12 protein-coding genes are annotated in these 16,254 nt (G+C 70.5%); 4 read left to right on the top strand and 8 right to left on the bottom strand.

What is annotated here, in order from left to right; genetic code table 11:
• Positions 1 to 3: 3 nt before the first annotated feature.
• The gene (gene rfbD / locus WAE60_RS07885) at positions 4 to 882 is read left to right on the top strand and encodes a dTDP-4-dehydrorhamnose reductase (protein WP_337685659.1); all 879 of its coding nucleotides are present in this window, start codon (positions 4 to 6) and stop codon (positions 880 to 882) included.
• A 6-nt stretch (positions 883 to 888) separates the two neighbouring features.
• Positions 889 to 1,755 (top strand): glucose-1-phosphate thymidylyltransferase RfbA, encoded by an 867-nt coding sequence (rfbA, locus tag WAE60_RS07880; RefSeq protein ID WP_029909681.1) that lies wholly within the window; start codon positions 889 to 891, stop codon positions 1,753 to 1,755.
• Here the strand turns inward: rfbA and queG are convergent.
• The 5 genes from queG to WAE60_RS07855 all read right to left on the bottom strand — a co-directional run bounded on the left by queG (position 1,752) and on the right by WAE60_RS07855 (position 7,436).
• Positions 1,752 to 2,888 carry a tRNA epoxyqueuosine(34) reductase QueG gene (queG, locus tag WAE60_RS07875; protein WP_337685658.1) on the bottom strand — a complete coding sequence of 379 codons (1,137 nt, stop codon included), beginning with the start codon at positions 2,886 to 2,888 and terminating at the stop codon, positions 1,752 to 1,754. The two genes, rfbA and queG, sit on opposite strands and share 4 nt — an antisense overlap.
• Entirely contained in the window at positions 2,869 to 3,555 is a 687-nt protein-coding gene (locus WAE60_RS07870; protein WP_029909688.1) for a glutathione S-transferase family protein, read from the bottom strand. The genes queG and WAE60_RS07870 overlap by 20 nt, the downstream gene beginning before the upstream one ends.
• A gap of 150 nt (positions 3,556 to 3,705) precedes the next feature.
• Entirely contained in the window at positions 3,706 to 5,163 is a 1,458-nt protein-coding gene (gene rfaE1 / locus WAE60_RS07865; protein WP_337685657.1) for a D-glycero-beta-D-manno-heptose-7-phosphate kinase, read from the bottom strand.
• 67 nt (positions 5,164 to 5,230) lie between these two features.
• The gene (locus WAE60_RS07860) at positions 5,231 to 6,172 is read right to left on the bottom strand and encodes a cation diffusion facilitator family transporter (RefSeq protein ID WP_337685656.1); all 942 of its coding nucleotides are present in this window, start codon (positions 6,170 to 6,172) and stop codon (positions 5,231 to 5,233) included.
• Between the two features lie 139 nt (positions 6,173 to 6,311).
• On the bottom strand, positions 6,312 to 7,436 hold the full coding sequence (locus tag WAE60_RS07855) for a citrate synthase/methylcitrate synthase (RefSeq protein WP_337685654.1): 1,125 nt from the start codon (positions 7,434 to 7,436) through the stop codon (positions 6,312 to 6,314).
• Between the two features lie 77 nt (positions 7,437 to 7,513).
• Here WAE60_RS07855 and WAE60_RS07850 point away from each other — a divergent pair, with 77 nt between their 5' ends.
• A complete protein-coding gene (locus tag WAE60_RS07850) occupies positions 7,514 to 8,662 on the top strand; it encodes a citrate synthase (RefSeq protein WP_337685653.1) in 1,149 nt (382 codons plus the stop codon).
• Between the two features lie 3 nt (positions 8,663 to 8,665).
• On the opposite strand, the gene WAE60_RS07845 is transcribed toward WAE60_RS07850, so the two are convergent.
• From WAE60_RS07845 to WAE60_RS07835, 3 genes are read right to left on the bottom strand one after another with little or no spacing between them, the layout of a single operon-like run.
• On the bottom strand, positions 8,666 to 9,139 hold the full coding sequence (locus WAE60_RS07845; RefSeq protein ID WP_029909705.1) for a hypothetical protein: 474 nt from the start codon (positions 9,137 to 9,139) through the stop codon (positions 8,666 to 8,668).
• Positions 9,140 to 9,187: 48 nt separating this feature from the next.
• Positions 9,188 to 13,711, bottom strand: a complete 4,524-nt coding sequence (gene gltB, locus WAE60_RS07840) for a glutamate synthase large subunit (protein WP_029909707.1) — start codon at positions 13,709 to 13,711, stop codon at positions 9,188 to 9,190.
• Between the two features lie 18 nt (positions 13,712 to 13,729).
• Complete coding sequence (locus WAE60_RS07835; RefSeq protein WP_029909709.1) at positions 13,730 to 15,178, bottom strand: NAD(P)-dependent oxidoreductase; 1,449 nt, start codon at positions 15,176 to 15,178, stop codon at positions 13,730 to 13,732.
• A gap of 248 nt (positions 15,179 to 15,426) precedes the next feature.
• On the opposite strand from WAE60_RS07835, the gene WAE60_RS07830 reads away from it, so the two are divergent.
• Positions 15,427 to 16,236, top strand: a complete 810-nt coding sequence (locus tag WAE60_RS07830) for an undecaprenyl-diphosphate phosphatase (protein ID WP_337685652.1) — start codon at positions 15,427 to 15,429, stop codon at positions 16,234 to 16,236.
• Positions 16,237 to 16,254 lie beyond the last annotated feature (18 nt).

Here is a 16,254-nt window from a genome sequence, read left to right as displayed (position 1 = left end):
GCCATGCCGGCTCCGATCCTCGTCTTCGGGCGCAACGGGCAGGTGGCGCAGGAACTGGCTCGGCTGGCCGACACCAGCGGCCGCGCCATGAGCTTCGCCGGACGCGAGACCCTCGACCTGGCCGATCACGGCGCCATCGAGGGCCTGGTGGCGTCCGTCGCGCCGGCGGCGGTGATCAACGCCGCGGCCTATACGGCGGTGGACCGCGCCGAGACCGAGTCCGAGGCCGCCTACGCCCTCAACCGGGACGCCCCCGCGGCCATGGCCCGGGCCTGCGCGGCCCGCGGCCTGCCCTTCGTGCATTTCTCGACCGACTACGTCTTCGACGGCGCGCTGGAGCGCCCCTATGTCGAGACCGACGCCACCGGCCCCACGGGCGTCTACGGCGCCAGCAAGCTGGCCGGTGAACAGGCCGTGGGCGCCGTCGGCGGCCTCGCCGCCGTGCTACGCACCTCCTGGGTCTACAGCCGCCACGGCGCGAACTTCGTGAAGACCATGCTGCGGCTGGCCGCCGACCGCGAGGAGCTGGGCGTGGTCGCCGACCAGCTGGGCCGCCCGACCTGGGCCCGCGACTGCGCCGAGGCGGCCTTGCGCACGGCGGACGCCCTGGCCGGGACGCCGACCCTGGCGGGCGTCTACCACCTGAGCGGCGCGGGCGACGCCACCTGGGCCGACCTGGCCTCGGCGGTCTTCGACATCTCGGCCTCGCGCGGGGGCCCGAGCGCCCGCGTCCGGCCGATCGCCACGGCCGACTATCCCACCCCCGCCCAGCGTCCGGCCAATTCGCGCCTGGACTGCGGGAAGTTCGAATCCGCGCTGGACTGGCGCGGCCGCCCCTGGCGCGACAGCCTGGCCGCCTGCATGACCGAGATGGAGCTCTAGTTGTCCATGAAGGGTATCGTCCTGGCCGGGGGCTCCGGCACCCGCCTGCATCCGCTCACGCGGGCGGTCTGCAAGCAGCTGTTGCCGATCTACGACAAGCCGATGGTCTACTACCCGATCAGCACCCTGATGCTGGCCGACATCCGCGACATCCTGATCATCTCCACGCCCAAGGACATCCCGCTGTTCAAGGACCTGCTGGGCGACGGCTCGGCCTGGGGCGTGCGGTTCCAGTACGCCGTGCAGGAGACGCCGCGCGGCCTGGCCGACGCCTTCATCGTCGGCCGCGAGTTCATCGGCGACGACAAGTGCGCCCTGGTTCTGGGCGACAACCTCTATTTCGGTCACGGCCTGAGCGAGATGCTGGCCGAAGCCGCCGCCTCCGACGTCGGGGCGACGGTCTTCGCCTACCATGTGCACGACCCCGAGCGGTACGGCGTGGTCGATTTCGACGCCGAGGGACGCGCGGTCTCCCTGGAGGAGAAGCCCGAAAAGCCGGCCTCGAACTGGGCGGTCACGGGTCTCTACTTCTACGACAACCAGGTCGTCGAAATGGCCCGTGACCTGCCGCCCTCGCCGCGCGGCGAGATCGAGATCACCGACATCAACCGGCTCTACATGAACCAGGGCCAGCTGTCGGTCTCCAAGCTGGGGCGCGGCTACGCCTGGCTGGACACCGGCACGCACGACAGCCTGGTCGAGGCCACCGAGTTCATCCGCGCCATCGAGAAGCGCCAGGGCCAGAAGGTCGGCTGCCCCGAGGAGATCGCGTTCGCCAAGGGTTGGCTCTCGCCCGACCAGCTGGCCGCCCTCGGAGAGGCCATGGGCAAGACTGAGTACGGCCAGTACCTGGTCCGGCTGGCGCGGGGCTAGGCGGCCCCGGCCCACTCCGCCCGCACGGCCTCGTCCTCCTCGATGGCCGTCGCCGCGAGGCGCGCGAACCCCTCGGCGTCCAGCAACCGCCTCGCCGCCCACACCGCCGCGCCGCGCACCACCGGCGAGGGGTCGGCCAGCAGGGGCTCGACCGCCCGCATCGCCCCGGGATCGCCGCTGTTGCCGATCGCGTAGAGCACGTTGCGCACGAAGCGGTCGCGGCCGATGCGCTTGACCGGGCTCTTGCTGAACAGGGCCCGGAACGACGGGTCGTCCAGTCCCGCCAGCTCGGCCAGGGACGGACCCTTGAGGGTCTCGCGGGCGTGGAAGGCCATCTCGCTGGAGAGGCTGGCGAACTTGTTCCAGGGACAGGCCGCCAGGCAGTCGTCGCAGCCGTAGATGCGGTTGCCCAGGGCGGGGCGGAACTCGGTGGGGATCGGGCCCGACAGCTCGATGGTCAGGTACGAGATGCAGCGCCGCGCATCCAGGCGGTTGGGCGCGGGGAAGGCCTGGGTCGGGCAGATGTCCAGGCAGGCGCTGCACGAACCGCAGTGGTCGCGCTCGGGCGGATCGGCCGGCAGGTCCAGGGTGGTCAGCACGCTGCCCAGGAACAGCCACGAGCCGAACTGGCGCGAGACCAGGTTGGTGTGCTTGCCCTGCCAACCCAGGCCCGCGCGCTGGGCCAGGGGTTTCTCCATCAGGGGCGCGGTGTCGACGAACACCTTCACCTCGCCGCCGAACCGGCCGTGCATCCAGCGGGCCAGGGCCTTCAGCCGCTTCTTGATCACCTCGTGATAGTCGTCGCCCTGGGCGTAGACGCTGATCGCGGCGCGGGACCGGTCCTCCAGGGCCAGCAGCGGGTCGTGCTCGGGGCCGTAGTTGACGCCCAGCACCACCGCCGTCGTCGCGTCCCGCCACATGGCCGTGGGGTGGGAACGCCGGTCCAGCGTCTCCTCCATCCAGCCCATGGCCCCATGGAAGCCCTCGGCCACGAATTCGCGCAGCCAGCCGCCGTTGGGCCAGGCGTCCGAGGCGCTGGCGAACCCGCAGGTGTCGAAGCCCAGCCGAAGGGCTTCGGCTCGGATCTCGTCCCGCAAGGTCTCGTTCGGGTGGCTAGAAGTCGAGATCGTCATAGTGCGCGACCGGCGCCAGGCCCGGCCAGCGATCGGCCAGGATGGGTCGGAAGGCGGGCCTGGACTTCAGCTTCATGTACCAGGTCTTGGTGATCGGGAAGTCCTTCCACGGCACGTCGCCGAAATAGTCGATCACCGACAGGTGGGCGGCGGCGGCGAAGTCGGCCAGGCTCATGCGGCGGCCGGCCAGCCAGTCGCGGGTGTTCAGCAGGCCTTCGATGTAGTCCATGTGCGCGCGCAGGGCGTCGCGGCCCCGGCGCAGCGACGACAGGTCGGGCGCGCCCAGCCGCAGCAGGCGCTTCTCCATCTTCTCGTGCAGCAGGAAGCCGTTGACCTCGTTGTCGAACTTGCGGTCGAACCACTGCAGCAGGCGGCGCGCCTCGGCGCGCTCGCCCGGCTCGCGGCCCAGCAGGGCGGGCTCGGGGTCCTGCTCCTCGATGTGCTCGAGGATCGCGCGGCTCTCGGCCACCACCGTGGTGCGCTGGTGCTTGGTCTCGACCAGCACCGGCGGCACGCCCGACGGGTTCAGCTTCAGGAACGCCTCCGGCCCTTCCCAATAGCGGACCTGCACCTCGACGAACGGCAGGCGCTTCTCGCCCAGGGCGAGGCGCACCTGGCGCGAGGCCGGGTCCAGGGGGAAGTGGTGAAGGGTTCGTTCGACGCTCATGCCCACGCGCATTCAGGCTGCATCGTTCGATCGATGCGCCGTTTTGTTTAACAAGAACTTGCTGAACGCCGGTCTTCCGCCGACTTCACGGCCAAAATCAGGTCGTTGGACCTGACTCTTGACCTGGACCGCGGACCTTAACTCTTACAGTCAAGCTTTGGCGTTCATCCGGCCGATCAGATTGGTCGTGCTCTGGCCCGCCTTCAGCTCGGCCAGCAGCACCTTGCCGCCATAGGCCAGCACCACGTCGGAACCGACCACGGTCTCGACCGTGTAGTCGGCGCCCTTGACCAGCACGTCCGGGCGGAAGGCCTTGATCAGGTTCAGCGGGGTCTGCTCGTCGAACAGCACCACCAGGTCCACCGCCGACAGCGAGGCCAGGACGGTGGCGCGGCCGCCCTCCTTCTGCACCGGCCGGGTCGGGCCCTTCAGGCGCTGGACCGAGGCGTCGGTGTTGAGGCCGACGATCAGACGGTCGCAGGCGGCCTTGGCCTGGGCCAGCAGCGAGACGTGGCCGGGGTGCAGCAGGTCGAAGCAGCCGTTGGTGAAGCCCACCTTCAGCCCCCGCGCCCGCCAGCCGGCGACGATGGCCAGGGCCCCGTCCAGGTCGGCGATCTTGTCGGCGATGGGGTCGGCGTGCTCGCCCCGGGCCGCCTCGACCAGCTCGTCGGCGGTGACCACGTCGGTGCCCAGCTTGGCCACCACCAGCCCCGCGGCCAGGTTGGCCAGGCGGGCCGCGTCCAGCGGACGCGCGCCCTTGGCCAGCGACAAGGCCAGGGTCGCGGCCACGGTGTCGCCGGCGCCCGAGACGTCGAACACCTCCAGGGCCGTGGCCGGCAGGTGGACGGGCGCCTCGCCGCGCACGGCCAGGGTCATGCCCGCCCCGCCCCGGGTGATCAGGGCGGCGGCCAGGTTGGGGGCCGTGGCCAGGATGGCGTCGGCGGCTTCGGCGGCGGCCTCGTCCCCGGCCCCGGTCACGCCGGTGGCCTCGGCGGCCTCGCGGCGGTTGGGCTTGATCAGGGTGGCGCCGTCATAGCGGCTGAAGTCGCGGCTCTTGGGATCGACGATCACCGGCTTGCCGGCGGCGTTGGCGGCGGCGATGGCGGCCTTCAGCACCACCGGCGTCAGCACGCCCTTGGCGTAGTCGGACAGCACCACCACGTCGACCTCGCGCAGGTGGGTCTCGAACGCCTTCAGCAGGGCCTGGCCGTCGGCCTCGCCCCGGTCTTCGCGATCGGCGCGCAGCATCTGGTGCGAGCCGGAGATGTAGCGGGTCTTCTCGGTGGTGCGGCGCTTGGCGTCGACGATCAGGGCCGCGTCCAGGCTGGGTTCGCGATCGATCAGGCCCAGCAGCGTCCGGCCCGCGTCGTCGTCGCCGACCACGCCCACCAGCACCGCCCGGCCGCCCAGGGCCGCGACGTTGCGGGCCACGTTGCCGGCCCCGCCCAGCATCGCCGTCTCGCGCTCGATGGCGATCACCGGCACCGGGGCCTCGGGCGAGATGCGGTCCACCGCCCCGTAGACGAAGCGGTCCAGCATCACGTCGCCCAGCACCAGCACGGTGGCGCCCGAAAAGGTCGGCGGAAGCTTGGCCAGGGTGTCGTCCATCAGGTCGGTCGCTCTAACGTCTCGGAAGAAGCGCCATTTGGCCCCGCGGAGCCGTCGGGGCAAGCCTTCAGAACGGCTCGACCTCGCTGAAGGCCCCCGCATGCGGCTCGGCGAGGCCGCGCGGGTCGGGATGCAGCAGGATGTCGGCGGTCGGGAAGGCCTCCAGCACCCGCGCCTCGGCCTCGACCATCAGGGTGTGGGCCAGGACCAGGGGCGTCTCGGCGTCGAAGTCCATGTGGGCCTGGACGTGGACGAACGGGCCCGAGGCCCGGGTGCGCAGCTGGTGCACGCCCATCACCCGGGGGTCGGCGGTCAGCAGGGCCACGATGCGGGCGCGGTCCTCGTCGGCCAGTTCGCGGTCCATCAGCTGGTGGCTGGCCTCGCGGAACACCCCGATCGCGCCCCAGACCAGCCAGGCGGCGACGACCAGGCCGGCGGCGGCGTCCACCCAGGTCAGGCCCAGGAACCCGGCGGCGGCGATGCCGGCCAGGCTGACGGCGTTGGACGCCAGATCGGCGGCGTAGTGGGCCTTGTCGCCCGACACCGCCACCGAGCGGGTACGCTTCATCACCTCGGCCTGGGCGCGGATCAGGGCCAGGGTCAGGAGGATCGAGACGATCATGACGCCGATGCCCAGCCCCTCGGCGGCGATCGGCTTGGGATGCAGCAGGCCCCGGATGGCCTCCTGGCCGATCAGGGCGCCCGAGGCGAAGACCAGGCCCGCCTGGGTCAGGCTGGAGAAGGCCTCGGCCTTGCCGTGGCCGAACCGGTGCTCGGCGTCCGGCGGCTCGGCGGCGTAGCGCACGGCGTAGAAGGTGATCAGCGAGGCGATCAGGTCCAGCCCGCTGTCGGCCAGCGAGGCCAGCATGGCCACCGAATGGCCGGCCAGCCAAGCCGCGCCCTTGATCACGATCAGCACGGTCGCCACCCCCACCGACAGGGCGGTGACCCGGCGGGTGAGCTTGGCGGACTCGGCGGCGGTCAGGGCGGGGACGGGAGCAACGGACATGCACGCTGTTTAGCAAGGGCGGCGATGCAGCCCCAGCGAGAACGACTCGCGGTGGACGAAGGAGGGGACACACACTCACGGCAAGACCATGCCGGATCGGCTCGGACCGTGGCGTGAGTGTGTGTCCCCCGTTTCCCCCCTAGGCCGCCGCCTTGGTCCTGGGCCCCACATAGACCGACTGCGGGCGCACCAGCTTTCCGGTGGCCAGTTGTTCGCGGGCGTGGGCGATCCAGCCGGCGGTGCGGCCCATGGCGAAGACGCAGGTGAAGCTCTTGGGCGGCAGGCCCAGGGCCTCCAGCAGGACGGCGGTGTAGAACTCGACATTGGTGTCCAGCGGCCGGTCGGGCTTGTGGTCGCGCAGGATCCGCAGGGCGGCCTGCTCGACGCTCTCGGCGAAGGCCAAGCGGCCGGGCACGGCGTTGGACGTCTGGGCCAGCTGGCGGATCGCCGCCTTCAGCGCGTCGGCGCGCGGGTCGCGGACCCGGTAGATGCGGTGGCCGAAGCCCATCAGCCGGTCGCCGCGCGCCAGGGCCGCCAGCAGCCAGGCCTCGGCGTTGTCGGGCGCGCCGATGGCGTCCAGCATCTCGATCACCGGACCGGGCGCCCCGCCGTGCAGCGGACCCTTCAAGGCCGAGATCCCGGCCAGCACCGCCGAGGTCAGGCCGGCGCGGGTGGAGGCCACCACCCGGGCGGCGAAGGTCGAGGCGTTCAGCCCGTGGTCGCAGACCGTGACCAGATAGGCGTCCAGCGCCCTCGCCTCCCCGTCCGTGGCCGGGACGCCGCGCGTCATGCGCAGCATGTCGGCCGCGTGCGACAGGGCCGGGTCCGGGGCGACCGGCGACTGGCCGCCGGCGACGCGCAGCACGGCGGGAGTGAAGACGGCCGGGGCGGCCAGCAGCAGCAGGGCCGTGTCCAGCCCGTCGCCGTCGGGCAGGCGGGCGATCAGGGCGCGGACGGCCTCGACCGGATCGCGCCGGGCCAGGCCCTCGTCCAGGGCGGCCACCTCGGCGAAGGCGCGGGCGCGGGCGGCGCCGAGGGCCGGGGCGAGGTCGGACGGCAGGTCGTCGAAGAAGCCGTCGAGCAGCAGGTGGGCGACGCCCTCGAACCCGGCGCGATGGGCCAGGTCCTCGACGGCGTAGCCGCGGATCGTCAGGCGGCCGGCCTGGCCGTCGACGTCGGACAGCACGGTGTGGGCGGCGACGACGCCTTCCAGACCTTCCGCGACGAAGCCGGCGTGTTGGGCGGCGGTAAGACCCTTGGACATAGATGAGGTCTCCTTTCACCGCGCAATCCACGCCTCCGGAGCTTGATCGTCAATCTTGATCAATGTAATCAATATAAATGGCCGAATGGATCGACGCGGAACAGGCGATGGCGACGCTGGGGGTAAGGGCCCAGACCCTGTACGCCTATGTCAGCCGGGGTCGGGTGGGCGCGGTCGTCCATCCGGACGATCCGCGCCGCAGCCTCTATCGCGCCTCCGACGTCGCGGCCCTGGCGGCCAAGAAGGCCCGGGGCCGGCGCGCCGCCGACGTGGCGGCCGAGGCCATCGCCTGGGGCGAGCCGGTCCTGCCCTCGGCGATCACCACGGTCGAGGGCGGGCGGCTGTTCTATCGCGGCCAGGACGCCGTCGACCTGGCCCGCATGCACAGCCTGGAGCAGGCGGCGCGCCTGCTGCGCGGCGGCCACGGCGCGCCGCTGACCGGTCCGGAGCCCAAGAAACCCAAGAAGGGCGAGACGCCCCGCGCGCGCCTGTTCTCGACCCTGGCCGCCCGGGCCGGGATCGACCCGCCCGCGCGGGGCCGCGCGCCCCTGGCCCTGGCCATGGAGGCGGCCGGACTGCTGGAAGCCGCCGCCGACGCCGTGGCCGGGTCGATCGGCGATGGCCCGATTCACCAGCGCCTGGCCGAGGCCTGGGGCCTGGACGCCCAGGGCGCCGACCTGGTCCGCCGGAGCCTGGTGCTGCTGGCCGACCACGAGCTGAACGCCTCGACCTTCGCGGTGCGGGTGGCGGCCTCGACCGGGGCGTCGCTGGCGGCCGCGTCCCTGGCCGGGCTGGCGGCGCTGTCGGGACCCCTGCACGGCGGCATGGCGGCGCGGGTCGAGATGCTCGTCGACGAGGCCGAGCGGCGCGGCCCGGCGCGGGCCGTGGCCGAGCGCCTGGCCCGGGGGGCGGCCATGCCGGGCTTCGGCCATCCGCTCTATCCCGACGGCGACCCGCGCGCGGCGGCCCTGCTGGAGGCTTTCAAGGTCCCGGAGGTCCTGGCGCAGCTGCGCCGCGAGACCGAGGCCGCCACGGGCCTGCCCCCCAATATCGACTTCGCCCTGGTGGCCCTGTCCCAGACCCTGGCCCTGCCGGCGGACGCGCCGTTCAGCCTGTTCGCCGTCGGACGGATGGCGGGCTGGCACGCCCACGCGATCGAGCAGCTGCAGACGGGAAAGCTGATCCGGCCCCGGGCGCGGTATGTGGGCGTGCGGCCGGCGTCCTGATCCCTACGACCCGGGCCCGTTCAGGTCCTGGAGCCCCTCACTGATCTTCAGGAACGCCTCGATGTCGCTGTCGCGCACGACGAAGGCCTTGTATTCCGGACCTGCGCCGCACCGCTCCACGGCGGCCCTGATCGTGCGCCGCAAGGCGTCGCGGACCAGCCGGACGCGCGCCGCACCGGGCCTGTTCAAGGCCCTTAGCGAAAGGCCCGATTGGCTGACGAGAGGCGAGCAGCCTTGGACGCCGTCGACAACCGTATAGGCCTCGTTCGCCGTCCGGACGATGATCAGCCGCGCCCCGCCGACCGAAGCCCGGGCGGAGCAGCCTTCGACATGGTTCCAGCTCGTGAAGCTTCCGTCGCGTACGCACGTCAGCGCCCACGGACCGATCTTCCCAAGATCATGGGGATCGTCCCAACCCGGCCCGGGCTCGGCCTGGATCGTCGCCGCCGCGACCAGGATCATCAGGGCGGACAGCATGGACCTCTCCGGTTGAGAGGCCCATGCTAACCCATCTGCAAAGTGGCGCTAGGCCCGCTCGTGCACGGCCTCTTCCGCCGCCAGCGGCTGCGGCAGACGCGAGACCATCTCCTTCGGGCACACCTGCCAGAACAGGTCGCGCACGCGGTCCCAGTCGCGGATCAGGCTTTCGGCGAAGGCCGAGTCCGTTTCGCGGGCGTGTTCGGCCAGCAGCGAGCGCAGCACGCCTTCCCAGTAGGGCGAGGCCAGGCGCTGGACCAGTATGCTCTCGGGATTGACCTGGCTCTCGAACCGGCCGTGCTGGTCGAGGACGAAGGCCATGCCGCCGGTCATGCCGGCCCCGAAGTTGCCGCCCGTCGGGCCCAGGATCACCACCTGGCCGCCGGTCATGTACTCGCAGCCGTTGGCGCCGCAACCCTCGACCACCGTGGTGGCGCCCGAGTTGCGAACGGCGAAGCGCTCGCCGGCCTGGCCGGCCGCGAACAGACGGCCCGAGGTGGCCCCGAACAGCACGGTGTTGCCGATCAGGGTGTTGGTCTCGGGCGCGGCCAGGCCGCGGGCCGGCTTGATGACGATCGTCGCGCCCGACAGGCCCTTGCCGACATAGTCGTTGGCCTCGCCGGTCAGCTCGATGCGCAGGCCCTGAACCGCGAAGGCCCCCAGGCTCTGGCCGGCCGAGCCCTTGAGCTGGACGGTCAGGTGGCCGGCGGGCAGGCCCTTCATGCCGAACTTGCGCACGATGTGGCTGGACGTGCGCGAGCCGATCGAGCGGGCGGTGCTGCGGACCGTGTAGGTCAGCTGCATCTTCTCGCCGCGCTCCAGCAGGGGCGCCGCGTCGCGGACGATCTGGGCGTCCAGGGTGTCCGGAACCGCGTTGCGGCCCTCGACCGTGCAGTAGGGCTTGTTCTGGCCGGGGTCGGCGCGGACCAGCAGCGGGTTCAGGTCGAGGTCGTCCAGGTGCTCGCCGCCGCGCGACACCTGGGCCAGCAAGTCGGTGCGGCCGACGATCTCCTGCAGGCTCTTGAAGCCCAGGCCCGCCAGGATCTCGCGGACCTCTTCGGCCACGAAGCTGAACAGGTTGATCACCTTCTCCGGCGTGCCGGTGAACTTGGCGCGCAGGGCCTCGTCCTGGGTGCAGACGCCCACGGGGCAGGTGTTGGAGTGGCACTGGCGCACCATGATGCAGCCCATGGCCACCAGCGAGGCGGTGCCGATGCCGAACTCCTCGGCGCCCAGCATGGCGGCGATGACCACGTCGCGGCCGGTGCGGATGCCGCCGTCCGTGCGCAGCACCACCGAGTGGCGCAGGTTGTTCAGGGTCAGCACCTGGTTGGCCTCCGACAGGCCCATCTCCCACGGACCGCCGGCATACTTGACCGAGGTCTGCGAGGAGGCGCCGGTGCCGCCGACATTGCCGGCCACCAGGATGACGTCGGCCTTGGCCTTGGCCACGCCGGCCGCGATCGCGCCGATGCCGGTGGCGGCCACCAGCTTCACTGTGACCCGGGCGATCGGGTTGATCTGCTTCAGGTCGTAGATGAGCTGGGCCAGGTCCTCGATCGAATAGATGTCGTGGTGCGGCGGCGGGCTGATCAGCATCACGCCGGGGGTGGCGTGGCGCAGACGTGCAATCATCTCCGTGACCTTGAAGCCAGGAAGTTGCCCGCCCTCGCCGGGCTTGGCGCCCTGGGCGACCTTGATCTCGATCTCGCGGCACTGGTTCAGATATTCGGCGGTGACGCCGAACCGGCCCGAGGCCACCTGCTTGATGGCGCTGTTGGGGTTGTCGCCGTTCGGCAGGGGCTTGTAGCGCGCCGAGTCCTCGCCGCCCTCGCCCGACACCGACTTGGCGCCGATGCGGTTCATGGCGATGTTCAGCACGCCGTGCGCCTCGGGGCCCAGGGCGCCCAGGCTCATGCCGGGGGTGACGAAGCGCTTGCGGATCTCGTTGACGCTCTCGACGTCGTCGGTCGAGATCGGGTTGCGGTCCGAGCGCCAGTCCAGCAGGTCGCGCAGCTGGATCGGCTTCTGGGTGCGCAGGCCGTTGGACCAGCGGCGATAGAGCTCGAAATCGCCGGTGTCGCAGGCGCTCTGCAGGGTGTGGATCAGGCGCGCCTCGAAGGCGTGGGCCTCGCCCGATCGGCGCAGCTTGTAGAGGCCGCCGACCGGCAGGGTCACGGCCGGCTCGCCCCAGGCCTTGCGGTGCAGCTCGACCGACTTGGTCTCGATGCCGGCCAGGCCGATGCCCGAGATGCGCGAGGGCATGCCCGGGAAGAACTCGGCCGCCAGGGCGCGCGACAGGCCGACGGCTTCGAAGTTGTAGCCGCCGCGGTACGAGGAGATGACGCTGATGCCCATCTTGGAGATGATCTTCAGCAGGCCGCCCTCGATGGCCGTCTTGAAGTTGATGCAGACGTCGCGCAGCGACTTGTCGCCGACCAGGCCGCGCTCCAGGCGGTCCTGGAAGCTTTCCTGGGCCAGGTAGGCGTTGACCGCCGTGGCGCCGACGCCGACCAGCACCGCGAAATAGTGCGTGTCCAGGCACTCGGCCGAACGGACGATGATCGAGACGTACGACCGCAGGCCCTTGGCCACCAGGTGGGCGTGGACGCCGCCGGTGGCCAGGATCATCGGCAGGGCCACGCGCTCGGCGTTGCTGCCCTCGTCGGTCAGGACGATGGCGCCGCAGCCGCGCAGCACCGCGTCCTCGGCCTCGGCCCGGATGCGGTCCAGGTTGGCGCGCAGGGCGTCGCCGTCGCGCGCTTCCGGGGCCGGCAGCGGCATGGTGCAGTCGATGACGGCGACGTTCTTCTGGCCCAGCAGGCCATGGATGCGCTCGTACATGCCGGTGGTCAGGACCGGGCTTTCCAGCACGTAGACGTCGGCCTGGGCCGCGTCCTGCGCCAGGATGTTGCCCAGGTTCTTGAACCGGGTCTTCAGGCTCATGACGCCGGTCTCCCGCAGGGGGTCGATCGGCGGGTTGGTCACCTGGCTGAAGTTCTGGCGGAAGAAGTGGCTGAGCGGCCGGTACTTTTCCGACAGCACGGCCAGGGGCGCGTCGTCGCCCATCGAGCCGACGGCTTCCTTGCCCTCCTCGACCATGGGGGCCAGGACCATTTCCAGGTCCTCCAGCGAGAAGCCGGCGGCGGCCTGGCGGCGGGTCAGCTCCTCGCGGCCGTACTTGCGCGGCTCAGGGCCGGGGCCGATCTCCTTCTCGAGATCGACCATGTTGCCCAGCCAGTCGGTATAGGGGTGGCGGCCGGCCAGTTCGTCGATGATCTCGTCTTCGCCGTAGAGCTTGCCGCCCGCCAGGTCGATGGCGATCATCCGGCCCGGCGAGATCGCCAGCTTGCGGGTGATGCGGCTTTCCTCGACGCCGCACATGCCCGCTTCCGAGCCCATGATCACCAGGCCGTCGTCGGTATAGGCCACGCGCAGCGGGCGCAGGCCCGAGCGGTCCTTGCCGGCCACGACCCAGCGGCCGTCGGTGGCGCACAGGGCGGCCGGGCCGTCCCACGGCTCCATCACCGCGTTGCAGTAGCTGTAGAGGGCCTTGTGCTCGGCCTTCTGGTTGGGGTTGGAGGCTTCCGGCACCAACAGGGTCTTGGCCATGGGCGCGTCGCGGCCGGCCCGGACCAGCACCTCGAAGGTGTTGTCCAGGTTGGCCGAGTCCGAACCGCCCGGCTGGATCACCGGCTTCACGTCGTCCCCGAACTCGCCGAAGGCGTCGGCCGCCATCTTGATCTCGTGGGACTTCATCCAGTTGATGTTGCCCTTGATGGTGTTGATCTCACCATTGTGGGCCAGCATCCGGAACGGCTGGGCCAGGCGCCATTGCGGGAAGGTGTTGGTCGAATAGCGCTGGTGGAAGATCGCCACCGCCGCGGCGAAGCGATCGTCCTTCAGATCGGGATAGAACTCGTCGATGTGTTCGGCCAGGAACATGCCCTTGTAGATCAGGGACTTGGCCGAGAACGAGCAGATGTAGAAGTCGCTGATGTTCTGGGCGTGCACGCGCTTCTCGATGCGCTTGCGGCACAGGAACAGGGCGCGCTCCAGGGCCTCGCCCTCCAGGCCCGCCGGGGCGGCCAGCATGATCTGCTCGATTTCCGGACGCGTGGCGTTGGCCTTCTCGCCGATCACCGAGGTGTCGACCGGCACCTGGCGCCAGCCGTAGATGTAGAAGCCGAAGCGAAGCGCTTCCGCCTCGACGATCGTGCGGCAGGCCTCCTGGGCGCCCAGGTCGGTGCGCGGCAGGAAGACCTGGCCGACGGCGATCGGACCCTGGCGCAGGGCGTGGCCGGTGCGGCGCACCTGGTCGACGAAGAAGTCCTGCGGGACGGAGACCAGCACGCCGGCGCCGTCGCCGGTCTTGCCGTCGGCGTCGACCGCGCCCCGGTGCCACAGGGCCTTGAGGGCCTTGATCGCCAGTTCGACGACCTCGCGGCGCGGCTGGCCGTCGATGGCGCAGACCAGGCCCACGCCGCACGCGTCGCGCTCGGTCGAGGGGTCGTAGGCGTGGCCGTCGATCAGGGCCTGGCGGTTCTTCAGATAGAGGTCCATCTCGCTCATGGTCTTGGTTCCTCTCTCTTATTCCGCCGCGATCAGCGCGGGGGCGCCGACCTTGGCCTGCAGATAACGGTGCATGGCGTCGGCGGCGTCGCGGCCGTCCTTGATCGCCCAGACCACCAGCGAAGCGCCGCGCACGATGTCGCCGGCCGCGAACACGCCGTCCAGATTGGTCATCTGGTGGCGGACGTCGGCCTTGACCGTGCCCCAGCGCGTGACCTTCAGGTCGGGCGCCGACCACAGCTCGGGCAGGTTCTCGGGCTCGAAGCCCAGGGCCTTGACCACCAGCTGGGCCGGACGGTCGAAGTCGCCGCCCTCGATCTCTTCCGGGGTCTGGCGGCCCGAGGCGTCCGGGGCGCCCAGGCGCATGCGGATGGCGCGCACGCCCGTCACGGCCTCGGCGTCGCCGCCCAGGGCGCGCGGCGCGGCCAGCCATTCGAAGGTCACGCCCTCTTCCTCCGCGTTGGCGACCTCGCGCAGCGAGCCGGGCATGTTGGCCTTGTCGCGGCGATAGAGGCAGGTGACCGAGGTCGCGCCCTGGCGGATCGCCGTGCGCACGCAGTCCATGGCGGTGTCGCCGCCGCCGACCACGACCACGTCCTTGCCGGCCGCGTTCAGCTCGCCGCTGTCATAGGCCGGGACGTCGTCGCCCAGCGTCTTCTTGTTGGAGGCGATCAGGTAGTCGAGCGAGGCGACCACGCCCTTGGCGCCCGAGCCCGGCGCGACCAGGTCGCGCGCGGCGTAGACGCCCACGGCGATCAGCACGGCGTCATGCTTTTCGCGCAGGTCTTCCAGCGTGGCGTCCTTGCCGACCTCGAAGCCCAGCTTGAATTCGACGCCGCCGTCGGCCAGGCGCCGGGTGCGGCGCTCGACGACGTCCTTCTCCAGCTTGAAGCCGGGGATGCCGTAGATCAGCAGGCCGCCGGCCCGGTCGTGGCGGTCGTAGACGGTGACGGCGTAGCCTTCCTCGCGCAGCTTCTCGGCGGCGGCCAGGCCGGCCGGGCCCGCGCCGATGATCCCCACCGACTGGCCGCGGTCGGCCTTGGCCACGAGCGGCTTCACCCAGCCCATCTCCCAGGCCTTGTCGGTCAGGTAGCGTTCGACCGAGCCGATCGTCACGGTGCCGTGACCCGACTGCTCTATGACGCAGTTGCCTTCGCAGAGACGATCTTGCGGGCAAATCCTGCCGCAAACCTCCGGCATGGAGTTGGTGGCCTGCGACAGCTGGTAGGCCTCTTCCAGGCGGCCCTCGGCCGTCATCCGCAGCCAGTCGGGGATGTTGTTGTGCAGGGGGCAGTGGGTTTGGCAGAACGGCACGCCGCATTGCGAGCAACGCGAGGCCTGCTCGGTGGCTTTCGCGTCGATGAAGTCGGCGTAGATCTCGTGGAAGTCGCCGTTGCGCTCAGCCGCCGAACGCTTTTCGGGCGTTTTGCGGGCCACGGTCGTGAATTTCAGCATGCGCTCGGCCATGCGACTTCCCTCGTCCCCGCTGCCGGGGAAAAATTTGCGTGCGCGGGCCTCATACGGACTCTTCGCGGCAAGAAGAATGCGTTTGTCAAATTCATGGACAAATTTATCCGTGATGACTGTGGGGTTATTGCGAGCGACTCGCAGTTATGGCCCTATATGGTCCACTTAGTGGATAAACGACTTGTTTACCGTGTCGGGCGCACGCCCGGGGCGGGGTTTCAAGAGGCCGCGCGCCTAAAGGAATGACGATGCCGGATTGGCTGATCGCGATCGTGTTGGGCCTGGTCGAGGGCCTGACGGAATTCATCCCCGTCTCGTCGACGGGGCACCTGCTGCTGACCAAGATCGCCCTGGGCCTGACCGATCCGGCCTGGGACACCTTCATCGTCCTGATCCAGCTGGGCGCGGTCCTAGCGGTCGTGGCGGTCTATTTCCAGCGCCTGTGGAATGTCGTGGTCGGCCTGCCGACCAAGCCGGAAGCCCGTCGCTTCGCGCTGAGCGTGATCATCGGCTGCATCCCCGCCTTCGCCGCCGGCCTGCTCCTGCACGGGGTGATCAAGCACTTCTTCGAGAACCCGTTCCTGCCGCAGGTGATCTGCGCCTCGCTGATCGTCGGGGGCGTGATCCTGCTGATCGTCGACAAGAAGGCCCCCGCCCCCAAGGAAATGGACGGCATGGCGCTGAGCCTGAAGACCGCGTTCCTGATCGGCCTGTTCCAGTGCCTGTCGCTGCTGCCGGGCGTGTCGCGCTCGGGCTCGACCATCGTCGGCTCGATGCTGATCGGCGTGGAGCGCAAGGCCGCCGCCGAGTTCAGCTTCTTCATGGCAATCCCGATCATGGTCGGCGCCTTCGCCCTGGACCTGCTCAAGAGCTACAAGGACATCGACACCAGCCATGCCGGGACCATCGCCGTCGGCTTCGTGGTGTCGTTCCTGTCGGGCCTGCTGGTGGTCAAGACGATGATCGCCTTCATCGGCAAGCGCGGCTTCGCCCCGTTCGCCTGGTGGCGGATCGTGGTGGGCGTGATCGGCCTGGGGCTGATCTACATGCCGAAGTGATCTGAGCGGGGACATGCC

Source organism: Caulobacter sp. CCG-8 (assembly GCF_037402475.1).
Taxonomy (GTDB): Bacteria; Pseudomonadota; Alphaproteobacteria; order Caulobacterales; family Caulobacteraceae; genus Caulobacter.
Note: the sequence above shows the minus strand (reverse complement) of the source record. Positions and strands in the feature narration are given on the sequence as shown.